Genomic DNA, 26,852 nt, shown 5'->3' with positions numbered 1-26,852 from the left:
GCCTAGCGTTGGCCGCACAATTGTTCCTACGTCATCGGGGTCGGGTGGGATCGGGGGCATGACACCGCCCTCGCTCTCGTCACGCCTGCGGCACACGGCCGTCGTGGCGTTCGCCGCGCTCCCGCTCGTCGTCGCCGCCCCGTCCGCGCACGCCGCGCCCGTGGGTCCGGACGCCACCGGCACCGCCCCGGTCACCAGTGGCGCCGACCCGTCGACCGGCCGGGTATCGGCCGCCAGCTCCGACCTCACCGAGCCCAGGGTCCTCGCGCCGACCGCGGTCCAGACCGCGAACCGCCTGTGGCTCAGCGACGTGACGCGCCCCGTGGCCCCGGCGGTGTCCCTGCGGTCGTTCGAGTGGCTCGACGCCGGCGGCTTCATGCGCGGCGACCTCCTCAAGGTCGACCTCGCCGCGGGGTCGGTCAAGCCGGACTACATCAACGCCGGCAAGGTCGCCTCCGCTCGTCCGCTCACCGAGTTCGCCGACCCGCGGCGGACCGTCGCCGCGGTCAACGGTGACTACTTCGACATCAACAACTCCAACGCTCCACAGGGCGGCGCCAAGCAGCTCGACGGCACCGTCGTCAAGGGCCCCAACCCGGGCCACAACCGCGCTGTCGGCATCGGGGCCGACGGCCTCGGCCGGATCAGCTCGATGTTCCTCCAGGGCACGGTGTCGTTCGACGGCACGAGCACGACGCTCGACGGGCTCAACCAGTCGGCCATCCCGGCGAACGGCGTCACCGCCTTCACCCCGGCCTGGGGTGACTACACTCGCTCGCGCGTGACCGGTGGGGCGACCAAGGTCCGCGAGGTGGTCGTCCGCGACGGCGTCGTCGAGTCCGTCGCCTCCGCGGCAGGGCAGGGGCAGCTCGCCCCGACGCAGCTCGCGCTCGTCGGGCGCGGCACCGGTGCCGACCGTCTCGCCTTGCTGGGCGTGGGCGACAAGGTCGCGCTGGACTACTCGCTGCGCAACGACGGCGCCAACCTCGCCATGGCCATCTCGGGCAACACCATGCTGCTCGAGGACGGAGCCGTCCTCCCGCAGGGCGACACCGCGATCCACCCCCGCACCGCGGTCGGCTTCGACGCCGACGGCTCGACGATGTTCCTGCTCACCGTCGACGGCCGGATGGCCGACTCGCGGGGCATGACCTACGCCGAGACCGGTGCCTTCCTCAAGGAGGTCGGCGCCGACGACGCCATCAACCTCGACGGCGGCGGGTCCTCGACGATGCTCGCCCGCGAGGCCGGCGAGGACGACCTCGACGTCGAGAACCAGCCCTCCGACGGTGGCCTGCGACCGGTGCCCGACGGCATCGGCCTCTTCGCCGATGCCGGATCGGGCCAGGTCCGCGGCCTGCGGCTCGTCACGACCTCCGACGAGGAGAACCCCGCCCTGCTCCGCGTCTTCCCCGGGTTCACCCGGCAGCTCACCGGCCTCGGGCACGACGAGACGTACGCTCCGGTCGCCGCGACGCCGGCATACCGGGCGACGAACGCGGCCACGGTCTCGGCGACGGGTCTCGTCAAGCCCAGCGCACCCGGCACCACCAGGGTCACGGCCCAGATCGGCGCGGTCAAGAAGTCCCTCGGTCTCACCGTCCTGGGACCGCTGCAGCGCACCCGTCCGAGCGTCGACAAGGTGTCGATTCTCGACCCGGCGCAGCCCGCGACGTTCCGCATCATCGGCGCGGACGCCAACGGGTTCGAGACCCCGCTCGAGGCCGGCGACGTCACGCTGGACCTCGACGACTCGCTCGTGAGCGTCACCGGAGACGGCGTCGACTTCACCGTCAGGGTCAAGCCGGGGGTCACCACCGGCGCGCTCGTGGTCAAGGCCACGGCCAAGGGCGTCGTGACGCACGTCCCGGTCGCCATCGGCTCGGTGAGCACGACGCTGAGCACCTTCGACGAGGCGGCGACATGGCGCTTCACCCAGGCTCGCGCCGCCGGGTCGGTCGAGCCGGCCCCCGGGCGTGAGGCCGGCACCGGGCTGAAGATGACGTACGACTTCACCCAGTCGACGGCGACCCGGGTCGGCTACGCGCGGCCCCCGACGCCCATCACGATCACTCAGGGGCAGCCGCTCGCCCTCGGCGTGTGGGTGCTCGGCGACGGCAAGGGTGCGTGGACGTCGTTCGGCATCAGCGACGGTCAGGGCAAGGCGGCCTCGCTCTACGGCCCGTACGTCACGTGGACCGGCTGGAAGTACATGGAGGTGCCCGTGCCCCAGACGCTGCCCGGGCCCGTCACGCTCAACTTCGTCGCCACCATCGAGACCGGCGCCGCACGCTCCTACACCGGCGCTGTCGTGTTCGACGACCTCACCGTCAAGACCGCGCCGCCCGTCACCGCACCCGCGTCCCCTGTCGCCCAGGACCCGGTGGTCCAGCAGCACACGGCGCTCAGCACGACGGGTGAGCAGTTCACGTATGCCGTGATGTCCGACGGGCAGTTCACCGCCGACAACCAGTCACTCGTCCCCGCGGTGCGGCGCACGATGCGCGAGATCGTCGCCAGCCGCCCGGACTTCGTCGTCATCACCGGTGACCTCGTGGACACCGGCTACCCCGCGGACTTCGCGCTCGCCAGGAAGGTCATCGACGAGGAGCTCACCGCCAAGGGCCTGCGCTGGTACTACCTCCCCGGCAACCACGAGATCTACGGGCCCGGGTCGACGAGCAACTTCAGCGCCGTCTTCGGCGAGACCCACCACAGCTTCGTCCACAAGGGCACGCGCTTCGTCCTGCTCGACTCCTCGACCGGCACGTTGCGCGGCGGCGGCTTCGACCAGTGGCAGATGCTGCGCTCCGCCCTCGACGACGCCGAGCGCGACGACGCGGTGCGCGGGGTCGTCGTCGGCTGGCACCACCCTCCGCGAGACCCCAGCCCGGTCAAGGGCTCGCAGATGACCGACCGCGTCGAGGCCGAGACCGTCGAGGGCTGGCTCTCCGACTTCAGGATGCGCACCGGCAAGGGCGCGCTCTTCGTCGGTGGCCATGTCGGGGCGTTCTCGGCGGGGCGGGTCGACTCGGTCCCTTACGTCGTCAACGGCAACTCCGGCAAGGCGCCATCCACTTCACCGGACGAGGGCGGGTTCTCCGGCTGGACCACGGTCCGCATCGACCCCGAGGCGCCCGCCACCCCGGCGCCGCGCCTGTTCCGGGTCGATCCGGCCGACCCCGGCCCGCACCCGTGGGCCCGGGTCCAGATCCGCCCGCACGTCGACGAGCTCTCGCTGTCGGCACCACCAGTCGCCGTGGGCGCCAGCACCACCGTGGCGACGACGCTCACCCAGGGGACGCGATCCTTCCCCCTCGCCTACCCGGTGAGCGCGGCCTGGTCCGGCGACGGCGTCCACGTCGGACCGGGCAACCCACCGGGCAGCGCGGTCGCAGCCTTCGACCCCGCCTCCGGCAAGGTCACCGGGCTGCGCCCGGGCACCGGCTCCCTGACCGTCGTCGTCAACGGCGTGAGCCGGACCGAGACGGTCACGGTCGGCTGAGCCGGACGGCATACGACGTCGTGCCCGTTCCGAACGCCGTCGTCGGCTCGATTCGTGGAGATCTCCACGGATCGAGCCGACGACGGCGTCTCGACGGTCCGGCGGGGCCGAGCGACCGGGTCAGGCGGCGTCGTCGCGCTCGGCGCGGTTGACCGCCGAGAGCACCGCAGTGAGCGAGGCGCGCACGATCGAGGAGTGCATGCCGATGCCCCACAGCACCCGGTCGCCCACGGCGCACTCGACGTAGGCCGCGGCCTTCGCGTCGCCACCGGAGGACAGCGCGTGCTCGGAGTAGTCGAGCACCCGGACGTCGACGTCGAGTGTCGACAGCGCGTCGATGAACGCCGCGATCGGGCCGTTGCCGAACCCGTCGACGGTGATCTCGTGACCGCCGTCGAGCATGACCGCGGTGATGTGGTCGCGGCCGTCGCCGGCGCTGACGAGGGTGTGGCTCACCGGCGTGAACCGACCCCAGTCGTTGCGCTTACCGGGCTTCGCCGGGAGGTACTCGTCGCGGAAGATCGACCACAGCTCCTTGGCCGTGACCTCGCCGCCCTGCTCGTCGGCCCGGCGCTGGACGACCTGACTGAACTCCACCTGGAGCCGGCGCGGCAGGTCGAGGCCGTGCTCGGCCTTGAGCAGGTAGGCCGATCCGCCCTTACCCGACTGGCTGTTGACGCGGACGACCGCCTCGTAGGAGCGCCCGATGTCGTGCGGGTCGATCGGGAGGTAGGGCACGCCCCAGTCGAGCTCGTCGACGGTCTTGCCGGCGGCGCGCCCGCGGCACTCCATGTCCTCGAAACCCTTCTTGATGGCGTCCTGGTGGGACCCGGAGAAGGCCGTGTAGACGAGGTCGCCGCCCCACGGGTGGCGCTCGTGCACCGGCAGCTGGTTGCAGTACTCGACGGTGCGCCGGATCTCGGCCATGTCGGAGAAGTCGACCTGCGGGTCGATGCCCTGGCTGTAGAGGTTCATGCCGAGGGTGACGAGGCAGACGTTGCCGGTGCGCTCGCCGTTGCCGAAGAGGCAGCCCTCGATCCGGTCGGCGCCGGCAAGGTAGCCGAGCTCGGCCGCCGCGACACCCTCACCGCGGTCGTTGTGCGGGTGCAGGCTCACGACGACCGACTCACGCCGGTCGAGGTGGCGGATCATCCACTCGATCGAGTCGGCGTAGACGTTGGGCGTGGCCATCTCGACCGTTGCCGGCAGGTTGATGATCATCTTGTGGTCCGGCGTCGGGTCGATGACGGCGATGACCTCGTTGCAGACGCGCACGGCGAACTCGAGCTCGGTGCCCGTGTAGGACTCCGGCGAGTACTCGTAGTAGACGGTCGTCTCGGGGATCGTCTCCTCGAGCTTCTTGCACAGCCGCGCCCCCTGGAGCGCGATGTCGATGATGCCCTCCTTCGGCAGGTCGAAGACCACGCGCCGCTGGAGCACCGAGGTGGAGTTGTAGAAGTGGACGATCGCCTGCTTGCTGCCGCGGATCGCGTCGAAGGTCCGCTCGACGAGGTGGTCGCGGCACTGGGTGAGCACCTGGATCGTCACGTCGTCGGGGATGTGCCCGCCGTCGATGAGCTCGCGGCAGAAGTCGAAGTCGGTCTGGCTCGCGCTCGGGAAGCCGACCTCGATCTCCTTGTAGCCCATCTTCACGAGGAGCTTGAACATCCGCATCTTGCGTTCGGAGTCCATGGGGTCGATGAGCGCCTGGTTGCCGTCGCGCAGGTCGACGGCGCACCACCGCGGCGCCTTGGACATGACCTGGTCGGGCCACGTGCGGTCGGGCAGCCGCACGGTGATCTGCTCATGGAAGGGCAGGTACTTCGTCGCCGGCATCCCACTGGTCTGCTGGGGGGAGATCATCTGGTTCCTCTACTCACTTCTCGTCACGTGCTCAGCCGGGGCACAGCGAGCTCCGCGACGAGGAGGGCCGATTCAGGCCTCGCCGCGGCAGAGAAGGAGGAGTCGCGTGGGACGCACGAGACCGAGTATGCCGTCCGCCCACCTTCGCGTCAGCCTCCGGTCCGCACTGTGGGCACGTCGCGCTCGCTGCGTCTGCGGCAACGGTTGCTCTAGCAGCCGTTTCCGCAGACGCAACTGGGGGGCGGGGGGGTGTCGGGGGTCAGCCGCGGCAGCGGACCGAAAGGCAGGTGACGCAGCCCTCGAGCTTCTCGAACTCGCTGATGTCGACGGTGACGACGTCGTGCCCGCGCCCGCGCAGCAGCTCCGCGGTGCGCGGCGCACTCGCCGCCATGAGCAGCGTCGAGTCGTCGAGCAGCACGACGTGCGCGCCGCCCTCCTCGGGCATGCCCTCGTACGCCGGGAACGCCCCCGGCCAGTCGACGACCGGGTCCCAGCCGATGACGGTGCCGTCGGGGAGCGCCGTGACGGCGGACTTGAGGTGCAGCGCGCGCTCGACCGTGACGGCCTGCGTGCGCATCCCGACGGTGGCGAGGTGCGTCGCCAGCTGCTGGATGCCGGCGCCGTTGGTGCGACCGCCCAACCCGACGTATGCCGTGTCCCCCACCTTGAGCACGTCTCCCCCGTCGAGCGTGCCGGGGTCGGCGAGGCGCTCGACGCGGTAGCCGAGGTCGCGCACGACCCCCTCGACGGCGGCGACCTCCGGCTTGCGCTCTGCCGCACCGGGATTGGTCAGGACGGCCAGGTCGCCGGCGACGACGACCGCGTCCTCGATGAACACCGCGTCGGGGCAGTCGTCGGCCGCGGGCACCTCGACGGTCTCCCAGCCCGCGGACCGCAGGCAGGCGGCATACGCCTCCCACTGCTGCATCGCCAGGTCGAGGTCGATGACCGACTTCTCGAGGTGGGTGACGAGCCCGTCGGCGAGACGGGGACCCGGGCGGCGGACGAGGGCGGTTCGACGAGTCACGGGCCCGACCCTATGCGTCCGACCTCAGGCGCCGGGGGCCGTCTCAGGCAGGCGCCCGGCGACGTGGGTCGTGCTGTCGTCGAGCTCCTCGATCGTCCTGGTCCGCAGGATGGGCGAGCCGAGCAGCCACAGGACAGCGAGGCTCCCACCGACCGCCGACACCACCATGGTCGTGCCGACCCCGATCCACTCGCCGAGGAAGCCGCCGAGGACGGCGCCCACCGGACGGATGCCGTAGTTGATGGTGCTGAAGGCGCCGACCACCCTGCTGCGCACGGCATCCGGGGTCACCGCTGTCTGCAGCGCGTTGAGCGGGACGTCGAGCAGCATGACGCCGAACGCGGAGACGAACTCGACGAGGCCGAGGACCGCCATCCGCACCCAGGGTGGGCCATCGGCCAGCGGTAGCGCCGCGAACGGCGCCGAGAAGAGCACGGCGCCGACCGCGATGGTCGTGCCGACCCCGAGCCAGCGCGTGACCCGGCCGGCGAGCACGGCTCCGAGGAGACCACCCGTCGCGCCGATGCCCAGGGCCAGCCCGATGCTGCCGGCGCCGAGGCCGAGCTCGCGGCTGGCGAAGAGGATGAGCAGGGCGGCCGCGACGAAGTTGAAGAAGTTGATCGTGGTGACGCACGCCAGTGACGCCCGCAGGTACGGGTGTCGGAACACGAGCAGCACCCCGTCGCGCGAGCGGGCGAGCAGGCTCGTGTCCGCCGGCTCGACGGGTCGGTCCTCGACGCGGACGAACCGCAGGAGCAAGGCCGAGAGGAGGAACGACACCGCGTCGACGACGAGGGCGACGGGTGCGGTGAGCACCTGGATGAGACCACCGGCCACCGCGGGGCCGGCGACGAACGACAGCGACCTCGTCGAGCTGAGGAGACCGTTGGCCTCGACGAACTGGTCGCGGCGCACGAGCGCGACGAAGAAGCTCGGGTATGCCGTCTGGTAGAGCACCTGCCCGAGTCCCGCGAGCAGCGCGACGACGACGAGCTGGGCCATCGTCACCATGCCGAGCCAGTGCGCGACCGGGAGGCTGAGCAGGACGACGGCGCGCAGGACGTCGGCCACGATGAGCAGCCCCCTCTTGCGCGGCTGGTGGTCCACCCACGACCCGACGAACAGCGACAGGATGTTCGGGGCCCAGACCGCGGCGGTGAGCAGACCGACCGTGGGGGCGCTGGCGTGCAGCGTGGTGACGGCGATGAACGGCAGGGCGAGCCCGGTGATCCGGTCACCGAACTGCGAGATGCCCTGTCCGGCCCAGTAGGTCGCGAACCGGCGGTCCCGCCAGAGCGGTGTCCGCCCAGCTGCGCCGCTCACGGCCTCTCCCCCGCACCGTCCGCGTCCATGGAGGCGCGCCCGGCGGTGTCCTCGACGTCCTCGTCGACCGCTGAGGGCAGGACGTAGCGCAGCAGCCGGACCCGACGGGCCCCCGGCGTCGGCTCGTCGTCTTCCTTGCGGAGCACGTACGGCGAGAGCAGCACCTCGATCGCGGCCTCGATCTCGGCGAGCTCGTCGGCCGTCGCGACGATGGACGTGTTGGACAGTCCGGCAGAGCGACGCCACTCGGTCTCGAGCAGGGGCTCGGTGTCGCGGGCCCAGGCGTCCGGCAGCCCCGCGGCCTGGTCGAACATCACGCGCGACAGCAGGCTTGCCGCGTCCTGCCCGGCGGGGTCGTCGGCCGGTGTGAACCGGAAACCCCTGCCGACCGCCTCCCACCACCGCTGCCGCCCGTCGGACTCGACAACGGCGTCCCGCACGAGCCCGTGCTCGGCAAGGTGGCGCAGGTGCCAGCTCGTCACCGAGGGTGTCGCCCCGACGAGTGGCGCGAGGGCGGTCGCCGTGCTCGGGCCGTCGCCCTGGAGCCGGCTGAGGATGGCCAGCCGCACAGGGTGCGCCAGCGCCCGGATGCTCCGCGGGGTGAGCTCGATGTCGCCGTAGGGATTGGTCACGACGCGCTCCTCCACCGATATATGAGAGAACTCTCTCGAAAGAACTCTCTCACGATCTGTAGGTCGCCGCCACCCCGTGGGTGAGAGCGATAATTCGGGGACAACCGGTCCTGCCCTCGGGCACTCTCGGTTCATGCCCCTCCCCGACGGACTCACCGCGCGACCCCACACCCTCGACGACGCCCAGGCGGTGTGCGACCTCGTCGCGGCGACCGAGCGCGTCGACGCCGGCGAGGCCGCCATCGAGCTCGAGGACATCCAGGGCGACTGGGCGCGCAGCAGCTTCGACCTCACGACGCAGAGCGTCGGGCTGTGGGACGGCGACCGGCTCGTCGCGGCCGGCGAGGTCTTCAAGGGGCGCCGGGCGGATGCAGGGGTCCACCCGGAGCACCGCGGTCGCGGTCTCGGCACCTGGCTGGCGCAGTGGGTCGAGGACTGCGCCCGCTCGACCGGCTCGACCCTCGTCGGCCAGACCGTCCCGGGAGGCAGCGGGGCCGAAGAGTTCTTCCGGGGGCGCGGCTACCGCGAGGGCTGGACGTCGTGGGTCCTCCAGCTCCCGCCCGACGCGACGATCGAGCCCCAGCCGCTCCCCCACGGCTACGCGCTGCGCGAGTTCGGCGGGGGTGAGGACGGCCGAATCGCCTTCCGGCTCATCGAGGACGCCTTCAACGAGTGGCCGGGCCGCGAGCCCTCCAGCTACGAGGACTGGGCACCGCGCGGACCACTGCGCCCGGGGTTCGAGCCGTGGCAGATCCGGTTCGTCACCGACGCCGAGGGCACCGACGTCGGGGTCTGCTACACGATCCTCGCCGGGGCGACCGGCTACGTCGATGCCATCGCGGTGCGCTCCGACCAGCGCGGACTCGGCCTGGCCCGAGCCCTCCTCGCAGACGCGTTCGCCCGCGCGCGCGAGCACGGGGCCACCGTCAGCGAGCTGTCGACCGACTCACGCACGGGGGCGCTCGGCCTCTACGAGCACGTCGGCATGCACGTCACGCAGACGTGGCGGCACTGGATGACCGACCTCTGACCGAATGGACCGGCGGATCGGGGTCAGCGACCTCAGCGACGCTTGAGCAGCTCCTCGGCGACCTGCACGGCGTTGAGGGCCGCGCCCTTGCGGAGGTTGTCGCCGACGACGAAGAGCACCAGCCCCTTGCCCTCGGGCGCGGACTGGTCGGCCCGCACGCGTCCGACGAAGACCTCGTCACGGCCGGCCGCGTCGAGCGGGTTGGGCACGTCGGTCACGACGACGCCCGGCGCCTTGCCGAGCAGCTCGAGGGCGCGCTCGGGTGAGATGTCGTCGGCGAACTCGGCGTGAATCGCCAGCGAGTGCCCCGTGAAGACGGGCACGCGCACGCAGGTGCCGGAGACACGCAGGTCGGGCACGTGGAGGATCTTGCGCGACTCGTTGCGGAGCTTCTGCTCCTCGTCGGTCTCGAGCGAGCCGTCGTCGACGACCGAGCCGGCGAGCGGGATGACGTTGAAGCCGACGGGCACGGCATACACGTTCGGCGCAGGCACCTCGACGGCACGGCCGTCGAGCGCGAGATCGGCGGGCGAGCCCGCGGCATACGCACCCCTGAGCTGGCCGTCGAGCTCCTGGACGCCCTTGCCGCCCGAGCCGGAGACGGCTTGGTACGACGCGACCGTCAGCCGGACGAGACCGGCGACGTCGTGCAGCGGCTTGAGCACCGGCATCGCGGCCATCGTCGTGCAGTTCGGGTTGGCGACGATCCCCTTGGGGATGGTGTCGAGGTCGTCGGGGTTGACCTCGGCGACGACGAGCGGGACGTCGGGGTCCTTGCGCCACGCCGACGAGTTGTCGATGACGGTCGCGCCCGCCGCGGCCACGCGGGGCGCCCACTCCTTGGAGGTCGAGCCGCCGTTGGAGAACAGCGCGATGTCGAGACCGCTGAAGTCCGCGGTGGCGGTGTCCTCGACGGTGACCTCGGTGTCCTTCCACGGCAGCGTCGTGCCGGCGGACCGGGCGGAGGCGAAGTACCTCATCTCCTCGACGGGGAAGTCGCGCTCCTCGAGGAGGGCGCGCATGACATTTCCGACCTGACCGGTCGCACCGAAGACACCGACTCGCATGGCCCCAAGTGTAGGAGCCATGCGAGTCGGGTGCGTCAGGCGATCAGGACGTGGGCGCCGGCTGGACGGACTCCTCGTCGACGTGGTCGGCCCTGTCGTCGGCGGTCTTGTCGCTCGACCCGTTGGAGCCGTTGGACGACGAGCCGGGCAGGCTGACGAGCTCGCCGACACCCTCACCGGGCGCGGCCTCCTCGAACGTCAGGGTGAAGTCGTCGCCGTGCTCGGTCACACCGGCGACGACCGCCTGCTCGACGGCAGCGACGGCATACGCACGACGGACGACGAGCGGGTCGTTCGACAGGTCCTTGACGAGCGAGAACGCGAGACCGACCATCACGAGGAGGAAGGGCAGTGCCGCGACGATCGTGATGTTCTGCAGGCCCGACAACGCATCGGCGCCACCGACGACGAGCATCACGGCTGCGACGGCACCGGTGGCCGCGCCCCAGAAGATCACCGTCGGACGGCTCGGTACGAGGGTGCCGCGCTCGGAGAGCGTGCCCATGACGATCGAGGCGGCGTCGGCGCCCGACACGAAGAAGATCGCGACGAGGAGCATGACGAGGATCGACGTCACGGTCGCCCACGGCATCGTGTCGAGCATGCCGAAGAGCGTCGCCTCGGGCGTCTCGGCGCCGGCGAGGTCGGTGCCGGAGCGCTGCGTGAAGATGCCCGCGCCACCGAAGATCGCGAACCACACGAGCGAGACGAGACTCGGCACGAGCAGGACACCGGTGACGAACTGACGGATGGTGCGGCCACGCGAGATGCGGGCGATGAACATGCCGACGAACGGGGTCCACGAGACCCACCAGGCCCAGTAGAAGATCGTCCAGCCCGAGAGCCAGGTCTGCATGGCGTCGCCACCGGCGGCGTCGGTGCGGGCCGACATCATCGCCAGGTCCTGGAAGTAGCTGCCGATCGCGGTCGGCACCAGGTTGAGGATGAAGACGGTCGGGCCGACGACGAAGACGAAGACGGCGAGCACGACGGCCAGCACCATGTTGGTGTTGGACAGCCACTGGATGCCCTTGGAGACACCCGAGACCGCGGACAGGATGAAGCACAGCGTCAGGACCGTGATGATCGCGACGAGGATGCCGTTGCCCGTGCTGTCGAGACCGGCGACGATCTCGAGGCCGGAGCCGATCTGCAGGGCGCCGAGGCCGAGCGAGGCGGCCGAGCCGAAGAGCGTCGCGAAGATCGCGAGCATGTCGATGATGCGACCGGCGGGGCCGGCGGCGCGACGCTCACCGAGCAGCGGCGCGAACGCCGAGCTGATGAGCAGCGAGCGACCGCGGCGGAACACGCCGTAGGCCACCGCGAGCCCGACGACGGCGTAGATCGCCCACGGGTGCAGCGTCCAGTGGAAGAGGGTGGTCGCCATCGCCGTCTGGACGGCCTCGGGGTTGCCCGCCGCACCCGTGCCCGGGGGCGGGGTGACGAAGTGCGACACCGGCTCCGAGACGCCGTAGAACATCAGGCCGATGCCCATGCCCGCGGAGAACATCATCGCGATCCACGAGACGGTGCGGAACTCGGGCTGCTCGTCGTCGCGGCCCAGCGGGATGCGTCCGAACTTGCTGGCGGCCAGCCAGATGACGAACACGACGAAGCCGGACGCGACGAGCGCGAAGAGCCACCCCATGTTGTGGACGACCCAGCCGAGCCCGGAGGCGGAGGCGGAGCCGAGGGTCTCGGTGCTGACGAAGCCCCACACGACGAAGCCGATGGCGATGGCGGCGGTGACGCCGAACACGACCTTGTCGAGCTTCTGGGGTTCCTCGGCAGCGTGCTCCTCGACCTCGTGGTCGAGAGCGGGGTGCGGGGGTTCGTCGTGCAGCGGTCCGTCGAGGACGGTGCGCTCTCCCGCGGCGTCCCCCGGTGCGGTCGGGCCGGTCTTCATCAGTTTCGTGGTCACAGGTGATTCGGCGCGAACGCCGCTCCTTCGTGTTCTCGTCAGTCTCGTCTGCGGCGCGTATGCCGTGTGCTTCAGGTCGGTTGCACGCTCGCGTGCAACCCCACAACCATGCCGAAGGTGACCCCGCGGTAGCAAACCGGGACACGTGGTGACGATGGTGTGACGAGGACGTGGGGGCCACTCACGGATGGCCGTTGCGGACCTGTGACGCCCGTCGATGAGCCCTGCGATGAACCTCCGACGGCGCTGCGAATGCCGGGCGACGAAGCCTCAGAACCCCAGCCGCTGGAGCTGCTTGGGGTCGCGCTGCCAGTCCTTGGCGATCTTGACGTGGAGGTCGAGGTGGACGCGCTGCCCGAGCAGCTTCTCGATCCCCTCCCGCGCCGTCGACCCGACGTCGCGCAGGCGCGAGCCACCGCGCCCGATGATGATCGCCTTCTGCGACGAGCGCTCGACGAAGACGTTGACGCGCACGTCCATGAGCGGCTTGCCCTCGGGCCGGTCGGGGCGGGGAACCATCTCCTCGACGACGACGGCCAGCGAGTGCGGCAGCTCGTCGCGCACGCCCTCGAGCGCCGCCTCGCGCACGAGCTCGGCGATCATGACGACCTCGGGCTCGTCGGTGAGGACGTCGTCGGGGTAGAGCGGTCCCGGTGACGGCGGGAGGTACTTCGCGAGCACGGCGGCGACGGTGTCGACCTGGTCGCCCCGGGTCGCCGAGCAGGGGACGATCTCGGCCCACTCGCCGAGCTGGTCGATGGCGATGAGGTGCTCGGCGAGGCGCTGGCGGTCGACCTTGTCGGACTTCGTCGCGAGCGCGACGACCGGGGTGCGCTTGGCCTGCCTCAGCTCGGCGAGCTCACGGGCGATGAACTGGTCGCCGGGCCCGATGCGCTGGTCGGCGGGGAGGCAGAAGCCCACGACGTCGACGTCGAGCAAGGTCTCGCGCACGAGGTCGTTGAGCCGCTCGCCGAGCAGCGTGCGCGGCTTGTGCAGGCCGGGGGTGTCGACGAGGACGATCTGGCTCGTCGGCGACGTGACGATCCCGCGGATCGTGTGCCGGGTCGTCTGAGGCTTGCTCGACGTGATCGCGACCTTCTCGCCGACGAGGGCGTTGGTCAGCGTCGACTTGCCCGCGTTGGGGCGCCCCACGAGGCAGGCGAAGCCTGCGGCATACGGCTGGTCGGTGCTCGCGCCGGGATCGGCGGCGGCGTCGTCAGTCATGGGTGCTCCCGGTCTCGGCTGGTTCCATCATGTCGTGCGGGGTGGCGGTGACGCGTTCGACGATCACGGTGGCGATGCGGTGACGGCGACCGGCCATGCGCTCGGCGGTGAGCCGGAGCCCGGCGACCTCGCAGGTCGAACCGAGGATCGGGACCCGCCCGATCGTCTTGCCGATGAGACCCCCGACCGTGTCGACCTCGTCCTCGTCGATCGTCACGCCGAGCTCCTCGGCGAGGTCGTCGATGTCCATCGTCGCGTCGACCCGCCAGCGTCCGTCGCCGAGGTCCTCGAGGTCGGGCGTCTCGCGGTCGTACTCGTCCGCGATCTCGCCGACGATCTCCTCGATGATGTCCTCGATCGTCACGAGCCCGGCGGTGCCGCCCCACTCGTCGACGACGAGCGCGAAGTGCGTCTGGTCGCGCTGCATCTCGCGCAGCAGCGCGTCGACCGGTTTGGACTCGGGGATGAACGGCATGGGCCGCATGAAGTCGGCGACCGGAGTGTTCGCACTCGCCGGGTCGGCCGTCACGCGCCGCACCACGTCCTTGAAGTAGAGCAGGCCGAGCACGTCGTCGGAGTCCTCACCCGTCACCGGGATGCGCGAGTAGCCGCTGCGCAGGAAGAGGTTCATCGCCTGACGGGCCACGCGGTCGCTGTCGATCGTCACCATGTCCGTGCGCGGGACCATGACCTCGCGCGCGAGCGTGTCGCCCAGCTCGAAGACGGAGTGGATCATCTGCCGCTCGCCCGCCTCGATGAGCGCGGACTCCCCCGCGAGGTCGACGAGGTCGCGCAGCTCGGACTCGCTGTCGAAGGGTCCGTCGCGGTATCCCCGCCCGGGTGTCACCGCGTTGGCCAGCAGCACGAGCAGGCGAGCGAGCGGTCCGAGCACCCGGCGCAGCCAGATGGCCACGGGGGCGGCCACGAGCGACACCCGCGCAGCATGCTGCCCGCCGAGTGTGCGGGGCGAGACACCGACGAGTGCGAACGAGACGAACGCGAGGACCGCGATGGCGATGAGGAGCGGCTTCCACGTGCCGTCGACGACCCGGTAGACCGCGGTCGTCACGAGGACGGCCGTGGTCATCTCGGCGATGACCCGGACGAACGACAGGACCGACAGGTATGCCGCGCTGTCACCGACGACCGTGGCGAGCGACTGCGACCCGGGCCGTCCCTCGTCGAGCAGCTCCTGGGCGCGCACCCGCGAGATGCGGTGCAGCGCGGCCTCGGCCGCCGACAGGAGGAAGGACAGGATCACGCCGACGACGGTGAGGACGACGAGTCGCGTCATCGCTGCACCGCCACGGTCCCCGACACCGCGAGGGCGCCGGGACTGGCTGGGTCAGGCACCGTTCCGGCCCCTCGTCGCGAGGAAGGTCAGGAGGAGCTGGCGCTGCAGCTCGAACATCTCCTTCTCCTCCTCGGGCTCGGCGTGGTCGTAGCCGAGGAGGTGGAGGATGCCGTGTGTCGTGAGGAGGAGCAGCTCCTCCTCGGTGGCGTGGCCGGCGGTCGCCGCCTGCTTCTCCGCGACGCTGGGGCAGAGCACGATGTCGCCGAGCACGCCCTCCTCGGGGTCGTCGCCGTCGCGACCCGGCCGCAGCTCGTCCATCGGGAAGCTCATGACGTCGGTGGGCCCCGGGAGGTCCATCCACTGCACGTGGAGGGTCTCCATGGCTGCCTCGTCGACGAGGCGCAGGCAGAGGTCGGCCTGCGGGTGGACCTTCATCTCGCCCATGACGTAGCGGGCGCAGGCGACGAGCTCGAGCTCGTCGAGGGCGTAGTCGGTCTCGTTGAGGACGTCGATGCTCATGCCTGGTCCCCCGTCGCCTCGGGGGCGACGTCGCCGGCGTCGTGGCTGGCCTTCGCGGGGCGACGGGCCGGACGAGCGCCGCCGCTGCGGGTGGACCCCGCCGCACGCGACTGGTGCGTGGCGTCCCAGCGGCCATAGGCATCGACGATCTCGCCGACGAGCCGGTGGCGGACGACGTCCTGGGCGCTGAGCTCGGCGAAGTGCACGTCCTCGATGCTCTCGAGGATGTCGCGGACGACCCTGAGGCCGCTCTGCGTGCCACCGGGGAGGTCGACCTGCGTGACGTCACCCGTGACGACCATGCGCGAGCCGAACCCGAGGCGGGTGAGGAACATCTTCATCTGCTCGGGCGTGGTGTTCTGCGCCTCATCGAGGATGACGAACGAGTCGTTGATCGACCGGCCACGCATGAACGCGAGCGGGGCGACCTCGATGGTCCCGGCCGCCATGAGCCGCGGGATCGAGTCGGGGTCGACCATGTCGTGCAGCGCGTCGTAGAGCGGGCGCAGGTAGGGGTCGATCTTGTCGTTGAGCGTGCCCGGCAGGAAGCCGAGCCGCTCCCCCGCCTCGACGGCCGGACGGGTGAGGATGATCCGGTTGACCTGCTTGGCCTGGAGGGCGGCGACGGCCTTGGCCATCGCGAGATAGGTCTTGCCGGTGCCGGCGGGGCCGATGCCGAAGGTGATCGTGTGCTCGTCGATCGCGTCGACGTAGCGCTTTTGGCCCAGCGTCTTGGGCCGGATGGTGCGTCCCCGCGACGACACGATGTTCATCGTGAGGACGTCGGCGGGGCGCTCGGTGGTCTGCGCGCGGAGCATGCCGATCGAGCGCTCGACGGAGTCCCGGTTGAGCGACTGCCCACCGTCGAGAACCGCGAGCAGCTCGTCGATGACCCGCTCGACCAGCGCGACCTCGGCGCTCGGACCGGAGATGTGGAACTCGTTGCCGCGCACGTGGATCACGGTCAGCGGGAACTGGCGCTCCATCGTGCGGAGCAGCTCGTCGCGAGGTCCCAGCAGGGCCACCATCGACACGTCCCCGGGGATCGTGACGGTGTGGACCGGGGTGTGCGCCGGCGTCTGGTCGGAGGTGGGGGTATGCGGTGCGTCTGTCATGTCACCACGAGTCTACGGTTCGGCTCAGCCCGGAGGCCATTTCATTGCCCGCCCGCCCAGCAGGTGCAGGTGCGCGTGGAAGACGCTCTGGCCCGCTCCGGCGCCGGTGTTGAACACGAGCCGGTAGTCACCGCCCAGCCCCTCCGCCTGCGCGACGGTGCGTGCGAGGAGCGTGACGTCGGCGAGCTCGTCGGCGGAGGCCTCGGCGAACTCCCCGGCGTTGGCGACGTGTCGGCGGGGCACGACGAGGACGTGGGTGGGGGCCTGCGGGTTCACGTCACGGAAGGCGAGGCTGTGCCCGCTCTCCCCGACGACCTCGGCCGGGATCTCCCCGGCGACGATCCGGCAGAAGAGGCAGTCCGTGTCGGCAGGCGCGTCGCTCATGCCCTCGACAGTAAACCGATCGGACCACCTGGGCGTCTCCCCGGCGTGACAATGACCTTCGTGGGCTCACGACGTGACGCTGCATCGCGCGCCGCCGCTGACGACGGCGTGTCGAGCCTGTATGCCGTCCACTGGGCTCCCATGGTCCGCCTCGCCTGGCTCTTCGTCCACGACGACCTGCTCGCCGAGGAGATCGCCCAGGAGGCCTTCGTGTCGCTCCACCGGAAGTGGGACGACGTCACGGGAGCCAGCGGCGCGGCATACCTGCGGCAGTGCGTCGTCAACGGTGCACGGTCCGCGCTCCGGCACCACAAGGTCGAGCAGCGATACCTCGACTCGATCCGTCCCGAGCAGCGACGGCTCAGCGCCGTCAGCGCCGAGGACGCGGCGGTTGCGGCCGTGGGGTCGGCGGACCTGTTCGGGAGGCTCCAGTCGCTCCCGGCGCGACAACGAGAGGTGCTCGTGCTCCGCTACTACCTCGACCTCAGCGAGGCCCAGATCGCCGACGCCCTCGGCATCGCCCCGGGGTCGGTCAAGGCCCACGCGCACCGCGGCCTCGCCGCGCTGCGGACCCAGATGGAGGCGCGGCCATGACGACGTACGACGAGCAGTCGCGGACCGAGCGCGAGCTGCGGGCGGCCCTGTCCGAGCGTGCCCGTGAGGTCCGTCCGTCCTCGCGTCTCGACGCCATCCTCCGGGAGGCCTCTGGTCCCGAGCACGCCACGGGGAGCCGGCGCTGGTGGACGGTGGCCGCGGTCGCCGCCACCGCCGCGCTGGTCGGGGGGATCGTCTGGGCCGCCCGCCCGAACGGGGACGACGGCACGCTGCCCGCCACCCCTCAGCCGACGACCTCCGCACCGAGCCCGACGGCGTCCCCGTCATCCCCCACCCCCTCGACGAGCCCGTCCTCGTCGGCCTCTCCCTCGGCGACCAGCTCTCCGACCGGGACGGTGTCGGCGACGCTGGGGATCTACGTCGTGGGCAGCAACGGGGGTGAGCAGGCCCGCCGCGGGCTCGTCCGCGAGTTCTCGACGCTGGCCCTGCCCAAGGACGCCACCGAGTCGGACCGGGCGACCCTCGCGGTGGTGGAGGCGATCCGGAGCACGGATGCGCAGGCAGATCCGTGGAGCGGAGTAGCCGTGGACAGGGTGGTCGTGAAGGGCGCGCGGATCACGATCGACCTCATCGGCCCCGGAGCGCCCGCACCCGACGCCCGGGCAGCCGAGCTGGCGGTCACGGCGCTGGTGTGGACGGCGCAGGCGGCCGTCGGCCGTGGGGACCTGCCGGTGACCGTCCGCGCGCCCGGTGGGCAACGCCTCTTCGGGCTCCTCGACCCCTCGCGCACCTGGACCCGCGCCGGCACGCCCCCGGAGTTCCTCTGCGACCTCTGGGTCGACAGCCCCGCGCCGGGTGCATCGGTGAGCGTGTCACGGCCCGTGACCGTGCGTGGGCAGGCGGTGGCGTTCGAGGCGAACGTCGAGTGGGAGCTCCGGTCGGGTGACCGCGTCGTGCGCCGCGGGTTCACGACGGCCTCGGTCGGCGCGCCGGGGCGCGGGACGTTCGCCGTCGACCTCGGCCGGCTCGACGCCGGGTCGTGGACCTTCCGTGCGTTCACGTCGTCACCGAAGGACGGCTCGCCGCTTGCCGAGCGGATCGTGGGCTTCGACGTCCGGTGATCAGCGCCAGCGGGCGGCGGCGCTGAGGACCGCGAGCGCCGCGGGTCCCGCGCTGGAGGACCGCAGGACAGTCTCTCCGAGTCGCACCGGGTGGGCCCCAGCCGCCCGGAACGCGTCGAGCTCCTCTGGCGAGATTCCGCCCTCCGGCCCGACGACCAGGAGGACCTCGCCGTCGGCCGGCAGCTCTTGGGTGGCCAGGGGTGCGTCGGCGTCCTCGTGCAGCACGTATGCCGTGCCACCGGCGGCGATCCGCGCGGCCAGTGCCGTCGTGGTCACCACCGGGGCCAGGTGCGGACGGCGCGGGCGGCGTGACTGCTTGGTCGCCGCGACGAGCACCGCGTCCCACTTGCGCCACGCCTTGTCACCGCGCTCGCCGCGCCACTGGACGATGCTGCGCCCGGCCTGCCACGGCACGACCTCGTCGACGCCGAGCTCGGTCGCAGCCTCGATGGCCTGGTCGTCGCGGTCACCCTTGGCGAGGGCCTGGACGAGGACGAAGCGGGGTGCGGGCTCGGGCTCGACGTCGACCGTGTCGACCCGCAGCGACAGCTCGGCGCGCTCGACGGACTCGACCTCGCCGGTGACGACGCGTCCGGCGCCGTCGGCGAGGCGCAGGCGCTCCCCCGGCTGGGTGCGCCGGACCGTGACCGCGTGCCGGCCCTCGGGACCGTCGAGCACGATGACGTCGCCGGGGCTCGTCGCGTCGAGGCTGCCGGCGGCCACGAGGTAGAGCGCCAGGCTCATCGCCCGTTCCCCTCCCCCACTCCCGGCATCAGCGGGCCTTGAAGGCGTCGCGCAGCTTGCCGAAGATCGAGCCGTCCGCCGGGTTGGCGATGTGGCCGGTGGGCTTCTCCTCGTCGCGCAGGGTGGCCAGGCGCCGGAGGAGCTCCTCCTGCTCGGCGTTGAGCCGCGTCGGCGTCGCCACCATCGCGTGGACGATGATGTCGCCGCGACCCGAGCCACGCAGGTGCGTGACACCGAGGCCACGCAGCAGGATCTGCTCACCGGACTGGGTACCGGCGCGGATGTCGAGCTCCTGCTCGCCGTCGAAGGTCTCGAACGGGATCGACGCACCGAGCGCGGCCGCCGTCATCGGCAGCTCGACCGTCGCGTGGAGGTCGTCGCCCTGGCGCTGGAACCGCTGGTCGCGGCGGACGGCCACCTCGACGTAGAGGTCGCCGGACGGGCCGGCGCCGGGGCCGACCTCGCCCTCGCCGGCGAGCTGGATCCGGGTGCCGGTGTCGACGCCCGCGGGGACACGGATGGTCAGGGTGCGACGAGTGCGGACGCGGCCGTCGCCGGAGCACTCGTAGCAGGGTGCCTCGATGACCTGGCCCGTCGCCTGGCAGTTGACGCACGGCCGGGAGGTCATGACCTGGCCGAGGAAGCTGCGCTGCACGCTCTGGACCTGACCCTGCCCCTGGCAGACGTCACAGGTGCGGGTGCCCGTGCCGGGCTGGGTGCCGGCGCCGTGGCAGGTGCCACAGCCCTCGGCGGTGTCGATCGTCAGCTCCTTCTCGGCGCCGAAGACCGCGTCGACGAGGTCGAGGTCGAGGCGCACGAGCGCGTCCTGTCCCCGCGACTGGCGCGAGCGGGGGCCGCGCCCCTGCGCCGCACCGGCGCCGGCGCCGAAGAAGGCGTCCATGACGTCGCTGAACGAGAAGCCCTGTCCGAAGCCGGCCGCACCGGCACCGGAATAGGGGTCGGCGCCCATGTCGTAGCTGCGCTTCTTCTCGGCGTCGGAGAGCACGTCGTAGGCCTGGGAGACCCTCTTGAACTGCTCCTCGGCCTCGGGGCCGGAGTTGACGTCGGGGTGCAGCTTGCGGGCCGCGCGGCGATAGGCCTTCTTGATGTCGTCGGCGGATGCGTCACGGGCCACGCCGAGGTCGGCGTAGTAGTCGTTCACTTCGGAGGACGTCCTTCGCTGGGGGCTGTTCGGTTCAGGGAATGCGGCTGGAGGTGCAAGGCCGGGGACGACCCGGTCATTCCGCGAGGATCCGGCTGACGTAGGTCGCGACGGCACGCACCGCGGCCATCGTCGTCGGGTAGTCCATGCGCGTCGGGCCGACGACACCGAGACCGGCCACGAGGTCGGACCCCGTGCCGTAGCCCGAGGTGACGAGCGACGTGGTGTGCAAGCCGGCATACGGGTTCTCGGCACCGATCCGGACGGCGACGGCCGAACCCTGCTCGGTCACCGTACCGAGGAGCTTGAGGAGGACCACGTGCTCCTCGAGGGCCTCGAGGACCGGCCCGATGGAGCTCGGGAAGTCCTCGCCGGCACGCACGAGGTTGGAGGTGCCGGCCATGACGACCCGCTCCTCGCGCTGCTCGACGAGCACCTCGGTGAGCTCGGCGGCGATGGCGGCGAGCAGGCCACGCGCACCGGGGTCGACCTGGGTCGGCAGCTCGCCGAGCCCGCCGGCGGCGTCGGCCAGCGTCTTGCCGACCGTCGCGCCGTTGACGTCGGACCGCAGCGAGGACAGCATCCGCTCGGTCGCCGGGTCGGCGAGGTCCATGCCGGTCTCGAGGACACGCTGCTCGACGCGGCCGGTCGTCGTGATGAGGACGACGAGCAGCCGCGAGGCGCCGAGGGGCACGAGCTCGATGTGGCGGACCGACGAGCGGGTGAGCGACGGGTACTGGACGACGGCGACCTGACGGGTCAGCGACGCGAGCAGCCGCACGGTGCGGTCGACGACGTCGTCGAGGTCGATGGCCCCGTCGAGCAGCGTGCTGATGGCGCGTCGCTCGGCACCGCTCAGTGGCTTGAGCGTGCTGAGCCGGTCGACGAAGAGCCGGTAGCCGGCGTCCGTGGGGATGCGGCCCGCGCTCGTGTGCGGGGCCGCGATGAGCCCCTCCTCCTCGAGGACGGCCATGTCGTTGCGCACGGTTGCTGCGGAGACGCCGAGGGAGTGGCGCTCCAGGAGGGCCTTGGAGCCCACCGGTTCGGACGTCTCGACGTAGTCCTGGACGATCGCCCGCAGCACCGCGAGCCGACGGTCCTCACTCATGTGCGACACCTCCTTCCGCGCTGGCACTCATGCTTGGTGAGTGCCAATTCTACGTCTACCCTCGCGCACGTGACTGATCGCTACGGGCAGGACGTGCTCTCCGGGGACTGGAAGGCGCCGCGCGGCGGCCGATCCACCCCCCTCGCCGCCGAGATGGGTGTCGTCGTCGAGGACGTCGAGACCGGCTGGGTCGGTGCCGTCGTCCGCGTCGAGAAGGCCGGTGGCATCCAGGTCGTCCACCTCGAGGACCGTCGGGGCCGCACGAAGGCGTTCCCGCTCGGGCCGGGGTTCCACGTCGACGGCCGCCCCGTCACGCTGACCAGGCCGACCGCGGCCAGCTCGGCGCAGCTCTCCGCCGCCCGTCAGGCCGCCTCGCGCACCGCGAGCGGGTCACGGGCCGTCGCCCACGCACCCGCCAGGGTCGCGAGCGCCTCGCGGATCTTCGTCGAGGGCACCCACGACGCCGAGCTCGTCGAGAAGGTCTGGGGCCACGACCTGCGGGTCGAGGGTGTCGTCGTCGAGCCGCTCGACGGCGTCGACGACCTCGAGGCCGCGATCCGCGACTTCCGGCCGGGTCCGGGCAAGCGCATGGGCGTCCTCGTCGACCACCTCGTCACCGGCACGAAGGAGACGCGGGTCGTCGAGTCGGCCTCACGGCTGCAGCCGTACGCCCCGCACGTGCTCATCGTGGGCCACCCCTACGTCGACGTGTGGCAGTCGGTCCGCCCTGAGCGGCTGGGGATGTCGCAGTGGCCGGTCATCCCGCGCGGCATCTCGTGGAAGCACGGCATCTGCGCCCACCTCGGGTGGCCCCACGACGACCAGGCCGACATCGCGCGCGCGTGGAAGCAGATCCTCGGCACCGTGCGCTCCTACGCCGACCTCGAGCCCTCCCTGCTCGGCCGGGTCGAGGAGCTCATCGACTTCGTCACCGCTCCCGACGCCTGACCCGTCGTCTCGCGCTGCCCGCGTTGCCCTGTGCGTGCGTCCGCGGAAGTGGTCACCTTCCCGACCACCCTTGCGGACGCTGCGGGCTTTCACGACGAGGTATGCCGTTCGCCCACCTTCCGCGGCAGGGTCGCCCCTGAGCGCACCCTGACCGCACCCCGAAGTGGGGATCAAACGGCGTTCGGATGGGTTTGACTGGATGACAGCACCCCGTCCCCTGAAGGAGGACACCATGACCACCACTCCGAACCCGGAGTTCGAGGGACAGCCGCAGGACCCGCAGTCCACCTCGACGGCCGATCCGTCGACGCCACCACCGCCCCCGGCGCCCTCCTCGATACAGGGCTCGACTCCCCCGCCGCCCCCGCCCGCGCATTCCCAGCCCGAGAACCCGCAGCCGGGTCACGTGCACACGCCGCCGGCGCAGCCCTACCCACAGCCCGCCTACCAGCAGCAGGGCTACCAGCAGCCGGGACAGGGCCACCCCGCCCCGGCCACGGCATACGGGCAGCAGGTCCTCGACCCCGCGCAGCAGCGGCAGTGGGGCATGTTCGCCCACGTCATCCCGCTCATCGCGATGGTCCTCAGCGCCGGCCTGCTCGGCTTCGTCGGGTCGCTCGTCATCTACGTGATGTACAAGGACCGCGGCGACTTCGTCCGGCAGCACGCCGCGAACTCGCTCAACATCCAGATCATGACCGGCATCGTGCTGCTCATCAGCTTCCCGCTCATGCTCGTGCTCGTCGGGTTCGCCACGTACTTCATCGCGCTCGCGATCGCGTTCGTCCTCCACATCATCGGAGCCCTGCGCGCCAACGAGGGCCAGCAGTGGTCGCCGCCGCTGACCCCGCGGTTCGTCAGCTGAGCGCAGTGCCCGCCTGACCTTCCGGCCATCCGCAACTGATTGCCCCACGGCGCGCGCCGTGGGGCAATCAGTTGTTGGGGGCTGCGGGTCAGACGCCGCCCTTGAGGAGGAGTCCGCCGTCGACGACGACGAGCTGTCCGGTCATCCACGCGGCGTCGTCCGAGAGCAGGAACGCCACGACCCCGGCGATGTCCTCGGGCACACCCAGCCGGCCGAGCGGGTAGCCGGCGGCGACCTTCTCCTCGCGCCCCTCGTAGAGCGCGGTCGCGAACTGCGTCTTGACGACGGCCGGCGCGACGGCGTTGACGCGCACCGTCGGCCCGAGCTCGACCGCCAGCTCCTCGGTGAGGTGGGTGAGCATGGCCTTGCTCGCGCCGTAGAAGCCGATGCCCGGCGCCGGCCGAACGCCCGCGACCGACGAGACGTTGACGATCGCTCCGCCGCGCTCCTCGAGCCCGCCCGCCACGGCCTTCTGGATCCACGACAGCGCCGCGATGCAGTTGACCTCGACGATCTTGCGGGCCGCGTCGAGGTCGAGGTCGACGAGCCGCCCGTATGCCGGGTTGATCCCGGTGTTGTTGACGAGCAGGTCCACGGGGCCGAACCTCTCGGCCACCGCGGCCAGCACCTCGTCCTGGTGGGCCGGGTCGTCGGCGCGACCCGCGACGGCCATCGCGACGTCCGCTCCGCCGAGTGACTCGACGGCGGAGTCGAGGGCGTCCTGCTTGCGCGCCGTGATGCAGACCCGGGCGCCCTCCGCGACGAGACGTTCGGCGATGCCCAGACCGATCCCTCGGCTCGCTCCGGTGACGATGGCGGTGCGGCCCTCGAGCCGTCGGGCGTGCGTCGCAGCAGTCATGCGGGCCACCCTACGAGTGCGGTACGACCGGCTGGCGAGCCGGTTGTACCGTCGCGAGCCGCGTTGAAGGGGCCCGGGAGCGCAACATCGGCTCGCGAGCCTTTTCGGTCAGGTGTCGACGCCGAGGAGCCGGCGGACGACGGTGTCGGCGAGCAGCCGTCCACGCAGGGTGAGCACCACCCGGCGGTCGCGCACCGCAGCCACCCCGTCGACGAGCCCGTCAGCCACCAGCCCGGCCACGGCACGTCGCCCGACCTCGTCGAGGTCGTCGACGACGAGTCCGTCGCGCACCCGCACCCCGAGCAGCACCTGCTCGTCGCGGACCTGCTCCTCGGTCAGCGTCTCCCGCCCGGCAGCCGGGGACTCGCCCGAGGTGAGGCGGCCGGCATACGCCCTGGGGTGCTTGACGTTCCACCACCGCACGCCGCCGACGTGACTGTGCGCCCCGGGACCCACGCCCCACCAGTCGGCGCCGGTCCAGTAGCCGTCGTTGTGGCGGCAGCGCCCGGCCGGCGTGCGGGTCCAGTTGCTCACCTCGTACCACCCGAACCCTGCGGCGCCGAGGACCTCCTCCGCGAGCTCGTACTTCGTCGCCTCGTCGTCGTCGTCCGGCCGCTCGACCTCACCGCGACGCACCTGGGCCGCGAGCTTCGTGCCCTCCTCGACCACGAGGGCATAGGCCGAGATGTGCTCGGGCGCAAGAAAAACCGCGGCGTCGAGCGAGCGGCGCCAGTCATCGAGCGACTCGCCCGGCGTGCCGTAGATGAGGTCGACGCTCGTCACGAGGCCTGCGTCCCGTGCCGCGTCGACCGCGCGCCCCACCCCGGCGGGCTCGTGGGTCCGGTCGAGGGTCGCGAGGACGTGCGGCACCGCCGACTGCATGCCGAGCGAGATCCGCGTGAACCCACCGTCGGCAAGCTCGCGCAGGGACTCGGGGGTCACCGAGTCCGGGTTGGCCTCGGTCGTCACCTCGACGTCGTCGGCGAGTCCGAACCGCTCCCGTATGCCGTCCACGACCCTCACGAGGTCGGCCGCCGGCAGCATCGTGGGCGTCCCGCCGCCGACGAACACCGTGTCGACGCGAGGCGCACGCTCGCCGAGCACCGAGCGTGCCAGGTCGAGCTCGGCCAGCGCCGTGTCCGCGAAGGTCGACGTGCTCGCACCGGGCCCGAGCTCGGTCAGCGTGTAGGTGTTGAAGTCGCAGTATCCGCACCGCACCCGGCAGAACGGCACGTGCAGGTAGATGCCGAAGGGGCGCGCACCAAGACCCTCGAGCACCGTCGTCGGCAGCTCCCCGGTCGCGGGCGCGGGGTCGCCGTCGGGCAGTCGGGGCATGCCGCAGATCCTCCCACCCCCGCCGGGGACTCCCGGGCACCGGCCCTGCGCCAGCCGCGACCACCGCCGACGCCCCACGAGCGGCGTGTCCAGCGTGACACGCCGCCCACCCAAAGAAAGTTCGGGCAATTCGCGTCGAACCTCTTGTGCGCCACCGGTGGCTCGACTAGAAATATCCGTACGCACTCACCTCGGTGAGAGCGTCAGAGAAAGAACTTCGGTTCTTGATCTGTCGAGGGCCTCGGAAACTCATACTTTCCGAGGCCCTCACCTTTGCCCCGATAGGTTGGCGACCGTGCGCATCCTCACCGACGCCGACGTCCGGGCCTGCCTCCCCCCTCTCGTCGAGGTGGTCGACCTCGTCGCCGACGCGCTCACCGCGCTGGCCGAGGGCCGTGCAGACGTCCCGCCCAAGCCGACCGTGCGCACCTCCCCCGGCATGTTCGCCAACGCGATGCCCGCGGCCTATCCGGAGCGAAACCTGTTGGGCTGCAAGTGGATCAGCCTCGTGCCCGACAACCCGGTCCGCGGTCTACCGACCGCGACGGGCGTCATGGTCGTCAACGACGGCACGACGGGTATGCCGTCCGCCCTCCTTCCCGCGGCCGAGCTCACCGCGGTCCGCACCGCAGCGGTGACGGGCGCCTGCGTGCGGGCCCTCGCTCCCCCGAACGCCACCATCGCCTTCCTCGGCGCAGGCGTCCAGGCCGCCTCGCACCTGCGCATCCTCGAGGCACTCGGCCACGAGGAGGTCCGGGTCTGGGCCCGGCGACACGAGGCGGTCGACGCGCTCGCGCACGAGACCGGGAAGGTCGCACCCGGCATACGCGTCGTTGCCTCGCCCTCGCGGGAGGCTGCGGTCCGCGACGCGGACGTCGTGATCACCGGTCTGTCCATCGGGCTCACCGACATGGCGATCCCGCAGACGTGGCCTCGCGAGGACGCCCTCCTGCTGCCCATCGACTACGCGAGCTCGGTGGACGCAGCCCTCGCCGACACGGCCGTCCTCGCGTCCGACGACCCGGTGCAGTTCACCGCCGTGCGCGAGGTGCGCGGCAAGCTCGACGGCTACCCCGCGGCCACCGCCTGGACCGGACACCTGCTCCACGCATCCCGTCCCGAGGGGCGGCTCGTCATCTCGAACCTCGGCACCGGCATCTGCGACCTCGTCGTGGCGAGCGCCGTCGCCGACCGGGCCGAGGCCACCGACACTGGGCAGGTCGTCGACATCTGAGGGACCTACGATGGCGG

Annotated in this window: 23 protein-coding genes; 7 read left to right on the top strand and 16 right to left on the bottom strand. The window is 71.5% G+C overall.

What is annotated here, in order from left to right:
* Positions 1 to 58: 58 nt before the first annotated feature.
* Complete coding sequence (locus ACSQ11_RS12720) at positions 59 to 3,505, top strand: phosphodiester glycosidase family protein (RefSeq protein WP_436005935.1); 3,447 nt, start codon at positions 59 to 61, stop codon at positions 3,503 to 3,505.
* 120 nt (positions 3,506 to 3,625) lie between these two features.
* On the opposite strand, the gene leuA is transcribed toward ACSQ11_RS12720, so the two are convergent.
* The 4 genes from leuA to ACSQ11_RS12700 form a co-directional block, all read right to left on the bottom strand.
* Positions 3,626 to 5,368 carry a 2-isopropylmalate synthase gene (leuA, locus tag ACSQ11_RS12715; protein WP_436005933.1) on the bottom strand — a complete coding sequence of 581 codons (1,743 nt, stop codon included), beginning with the start codon at positions 5,366 to 5,368 and terminating at the stop codon, positions 3,626 to 3,628.
* A 259-nt stretch (positions 5,369 to 5,627) separates the two neighbouring features.
* Positions 5,628 to 6,395, bottom strand: coding sequence for a dimethylargininase (gene ddaH / locus ACSQ11_RS12710; RefSeq protein WP_436005931.1), 768 nt, complete (start codon positions 6,393 to 6,395; stop codon positions 5,628 to 5,630).
* Positions 6,396 to 6,419: 24 nt separating this feature from the next.
* Positions 6,420 to 7,718: an MFS transporter gene (locus ACSQ11_RS12705; RefSeq protein ID WP_436005929.1), complete on the bottom strand. Its 1,299-nt coding sequence runs from the start codon at positions 7,716 to 7,718 to the stop codon at positions 6,420 to 6,422.
* Entirely contained in the window at positions 7,715 to 8,350 is a 636-nt protein-coding gene (locus ACSQ11_RS12700) for an ArsR/SmtB family transcription factor (RefSeq protein ID WP_436005927.1), read from the bottom strand. Before ACSQ11_RS12700 ends, ACSQ11_RS12705 begins: the two co-directional genes overlap by 4 nt.
* Before the next feature lie 133 nt (positions 8,351 to 8,483).
* Here ACSQ11_RS12700 and ACSQ11_RS12695 point away from each other — a divergent pair, with 133 nt between their 5' ends.
* Entirely contained in the window at positions 8,484 to 9,380 is an 897-nt protein-coding gene (locus ACSQ11_RS12695) for a GNAT family N-acetyltransferase (RefSeq protein ID WP_436005925.1), read from the top strand.
* A 32-nt stretch (positions 9,381 to 9,412) separates the two neighbouring features.
* Here ACSQ11_RS12695 and ACSQ11_RS12690 read toward each other — a convergent pair whose 3' ends face one another.
* The 7 genes from ACSQ11_RS12690 to ACSQ11_RS12660 form a co-directional block, all read right to left on the bottom strand.
* On the bottom strand, positions 9,413 to 10,447 hold the full coding sequence (locus tag ACSQ11_RS12690; RefSeq protein WP_436005923.1) for an aspartate-semialdehyde dehydrogenase: 1,035 nt from the start codon (positions 10,445 to 10,447) through the stop codon (positions 9,413 to 9,415).
* Between the two features lie 43 nt (positions 10,448 to 10,490).
* Positions 10,491 to 12,353 (bottom strand): BCCT family transporter, encoded by a 1,863-nt coding sequence (locus ACSQ11_RS12685; RefSeq protein WP_436006776.1) that lies wholly within the window; start codon positions 12,351 to 12,353, stop codon positions 10,491 to 10,493.
* Positions 12,354 to 12,638: 285 nt separating this feature from the next.
* Entirely contained in the window at positions 12,639 to 13,592 is a 954-nt protein-coding gene (gene era / locus ACSQ11_RS12680) for a GTPase Era (RefSeq protein ID WP_436005921.1), read from the bottom strand.
* Positions 13,585 to 14,886, bottom strand: a complete 1,302-nt coding sequence (locus tag ACSQ11_RS12675) for a hemolysin family protein (RefSeq protein WP_436005919.1) — start codon at positions 14,884 to 14,886, stop codon at positions 13,585 to 13,587. The genes era and ACSQ11_RS12675 overlap by 8 nt, the downstream gene beginning before the upstream one ends.
* 51 nt (positions 14,887 to 14,937) lie before the next feature.
* Entirely contained in the window at positions 14,938 to 15,405 is a 468-nt protein-coding gene (ybeY, locus tag ACSQ11_RS12670) for an rRNA maturation RNase YbeY (protein WP_436005917.1), read from the bottom strand.
* Positions 15,402 to 16,520 carry a PhoH family protein gene (locus ACSQ11_RS12665; RefSeq protein ID WP_436005915.1) on the bottom strand — a complete coding sequence of 373 codons (1,119 nt, stop codon included), beginning with the start codon at positions 16,518 to 16,520 and terminating at the stop codon, positions 15,402 to 15,404. The genes ybeY and ACSQ11_RS12665 overlap by 4 nt, the downstream gene beginning before the upstream one ends.
* A 24-nt stretch (positions 16,521 to 16,544) precedes the next feature.
* A complete protein-coding gene (locus tag ACSQ11_RS12660; protein ID WP_436005913.1) occupies positions 16,545 to 16,904 on the bottom strand; it encodes a histidine triad nucleotide-binding protein in 360 nt (119 codons plus the stop codon).
* Between the two features lie 60 nt (positions 16,905 to 16,964).
* Here ACSQ11_RS12660 and ACSQ11_RS12655 point away from each other — a divergent pair, with 60 nt between their 5' ends.
* The gene (locus ACSQ11_RS12655; protein ID WP_436005911.1) at positions 16,965 to 17,498 is read left to right on the top strand and encodes a SigE family RNA polymerase sigma factor; all 534 of its coding nucleotides are present in this window, start codon (positions 16,965 to 16,967) and stop codon (positions 17,496 to 17,498) included.
* Complete coding sequence (locus tag ACSQ11_RS12650) at positions 17,495 to 18,580, top strand: Gmad2 immunoglobulin-like domain-containing protein (RefSeq protein ID WP_436005909.1); 1,086 nt, start codon at positions 17,495 to 17,497, stop codon at positions 18,578 to 18,580. Before ACSQ11_RS12655 ends, ACSQ11_RS12650 begins: the two co-directional genes overlap by 4 nt.
* Here the strand turns inward: ACSQ11_RS12650 and ACSQ11_RS12645 are convergent, their stop codons facing one another.
* The 3 genes from ACSQ11_RS12645 to hrcA form a co-directional block, all read right to left on the bottom strand.
* Positions 18,581 to 19,324: a 16S rRNA (uracil(1498)-N(3))-methyltransferase gene (locus ACSQ11_RS12645; protein WP_436005907.1), complete on the bottom strand. Its 744-nt coding sequence runs from the start codon at positions 19,322 to 19,324 to the stop codon at positions 18,581 to 18,583. It abuts the gene before it with no gap.
* A 28-nt stretch (positions 19,325 to 19,352) separates the two neighbouring features.
* The gene (dnaJ, locus tag ACSQ11_RS12640; RefSeq protein ID WP_436005905.1) at positions 19,353 to 20,486 is read right to left on the bottom strand and encodes a molecular chaperone DnaJ; all 1,134 of its coding nucleotides are present in this window, start codon (positions 20,484 to 20,486) and stop codon (positions 19,353 to 19,355) included.
* A 76-nt stretch (positions 20,487 to 20,562) separates the two neighbouring features.
* On the bottom strand, positions 20,563 to 21,594 hold the full coding sequence (gene hrcA, locus ACSQ11_RS12635; RefSeq protein ID WP_436005903.1) for a heat-inducible transcriptional repressor HrcA: 1,032 nt from the start codon (positions 21,592 to 21,594) through the stop codon (positions 20,563 to 20,565).
* Between the two features lie 69 nt (positions 21,595 to 21,663).
* Here hrcA and ACSQ11_RS12630 point away from each other — a divergent pair, with 69 nt between their 5' ends.
* Both ACSQ11_RS12630 and ACSQ11_RS12625 read left to right on the top strand, forming a co-directional pair.
* Positions 21,664 to 22,542, top strand: coding sequence for a DUF3097 domain-containing protein (locus ACSQ11_RS12630; protein ID WP_436005901.1), 879 nt, complete (start codon positions 21,664 to 21,666; stop codon positions 22,540 to 22,542).
* A gap of 232 nt (positions 22,543 to 22,774) precedes the next feature.
* Positions 22,775 to 23,407, top strand: coding sequence for a DUF4870 domain-containing protein (locus tag ACSQ11_RS12625; RefSeq protein WP_436005899.1), 633 nt, complete (start codon positions 22,775 to 22,777; stop codon positions 23,405 to 23,407).
* An 88-nt stretch (positions 23,408 to 23,495) separates the two neighbouring features.
* On the opposite strand, the gene ACSQ11_RS12620 is transcribed toward ACSQ11_RS12625, so the two are convergent.
* Together ACSQ11_RS12620 and hemW are read right to left on the bottom strand one after the other, a co-directional pair.
* On the bottom strand, positions 23,496 to 24,266 hold the full coding sequence (locus ACSQ11_RS12620; protein ID WP_436005897.1) for an SDR family oxidoreductase: 771 nt from the start codon (positions 24,264 to 24,266) through the stop codon (positions 23,496 to 23,498).
* Positions 24,267 to 24,374: 108 nt separating this feature from the next.
* Positions 24,375 to 25,601: a radical SAM family heme chaperone HemW gene (gene hemW, locus ACSQ11_RS12615; protein ID WP_436005895.1), complete on the bottom strand. Its 1,227-nt coding sequence runs from the start codon at positions 25,599 to 25,601 to the stop codon at positions 24,375 to 24,377.
* 295 nt (positions 25,602 to 25,896) lie between these two features.
* Between hemW and ACSQ11_RS12610 the strand changes: the two genes are divergently transcribed.
* Positions 25,897 to 26,835 carry an NAD(P)-binding domain-containing protein gene (locus ACSQ11_RS12610; RefSeq protein ID WP_436005893.1) on the top strand — a complete coding sequence of 313 codons (939 nt, stop codon included), beginning with the start codon at positions 25,897 to 25,899 and terminating at the stop codon, positions 26,833 to 26,835.
* Positions 26,836 to 26,852: the final 17 nt, after the last annotated feature.

The sequence above is a fragment of the Knoellia sp. LjRoot47 genome, assembly GCF_964253435.1.
Taxonomy (GTDB): Bacteria; Actinomycetota; Actinomycetes; order Actinomycetales; family Dermatophilaceae; genus Knoellia.
The sequence above is the reverse complement of the archived record's forward strand: the minus strand, read 5'-3'. Positions and strand labels throughout refer to the sequence as shown.

Bases quoted from the DNA above. Each gene is read 5' to 3' on its own strand.
- ACSQ11_RS12720 (WP_436005935.1), top strand. From the start codon at position 59: ATGACACCGCCCTCGCTCTCGTCACGCCTGCGGCACACGGCCGTCGTG.
- leuA (WP_436005933.1), bottom strand. From the start codon at position 5,368: ATGATCTCCCCCCAGCAGACCAGTGGGATGCCGGCGACGAAGTACCTG.
- ACSQ11_RS12695 (WP_436005925.1), top strand. From the start codon at position 8,484: ATGCCCCTCCCCGACGGACTCACCGCGCGACCCCACACCCTCGACGAC.
- ACSQ11_RS12690 (WP_436005923.1), bottom strand. From the start codon at position 10,447: ATGCGAGTCGGTGTCTTCGGTGCGACCGGTCAGGTCGGAAATGTCATG.
- ACSQ11_RS12685 (WP_436006776.1), bottom strand. From the start codon at position 12,353: ATGAAGACCGGCCCGACCGCACCGGGGGACGCCGCGGGAGAGCGCACC.
- era (WP_436005921.1), bottom strand. From the start codon at position 13,592: ATGACTGACGACGCCGCCGCCGATCCCGGCGCGAGCACCGACCAGCCG.
- ACSQ11_RS12675 (WP_436005919.1), bottom strand. From the start codon at position 14,886: ATGACGCGACTCGTCGTCCTCACCGTCGTCGGCGTGATCCTGTCCTTC.
- ybeY (WP_436005917.1), bottom strand. From the start codon at position 15,405: ATGAGCATCGACGTCCTCAACGAGACCGACTACGCCCTCGACGAGCTC.
- ACSQ11_RS12665 (WP_436005915.1), bottom strand. From the start codon at position 16,520: ATGACAGACGCACCGCATACCCCCACCTCCGACCAGACGCCGGCGCAC.
- ACSQ11_RS12660 (WP_436005913.1), bottom strand. From the start codon at position 16,904: ATGAGCGACGCGCCTGCCGACACGGACTGCCTCTTCTGCCGGATCGTC.
- ACSQ11_RS12650 (WP_436005909.1), top strand. From the start codon at position 17,495: ATGACGACGTACGACGAGCAGTCGCGGACCGAGCGCGAGCTGCGGGCG.
- ACSQ11_RS12645 (WP_436005907.1), bottom strand. From the start codon at position 19,324: ATGAGCCTGGCGCTCTACCTCGTGGCCGCCGGCAGCCTCGACGCGACG.
- hrcA (WP_436005903.1), bottom strand. From the start codon at position 21,594: ATGAGTGAGGACCGTCGGCTCGCGGTGCTGCGGGCGATCGTCCAGGAC.
- ACSQ11_RS12625 (WP_436005899.1), top strand. From the start codon at position 22,775: ATGACCACCACTCCGAACCCGGAGTTCGAGGGACAGCCGCAGGACCCG.
- ACSQ11_RS12620 (WP_436005897.1), bottom strand. From the start codon at position 24,266: ATGACTGCTGCGACGCACGCCCGACGGCTCGAGGGCCGCACCGCCATC.
- hemW (WP_436005895.1), bottom strand. From the start codon at position 25,601: ATGCCCCGACTGCCCGACGGCGACCCCGCGCCCGCGACCGGGGAGCTG.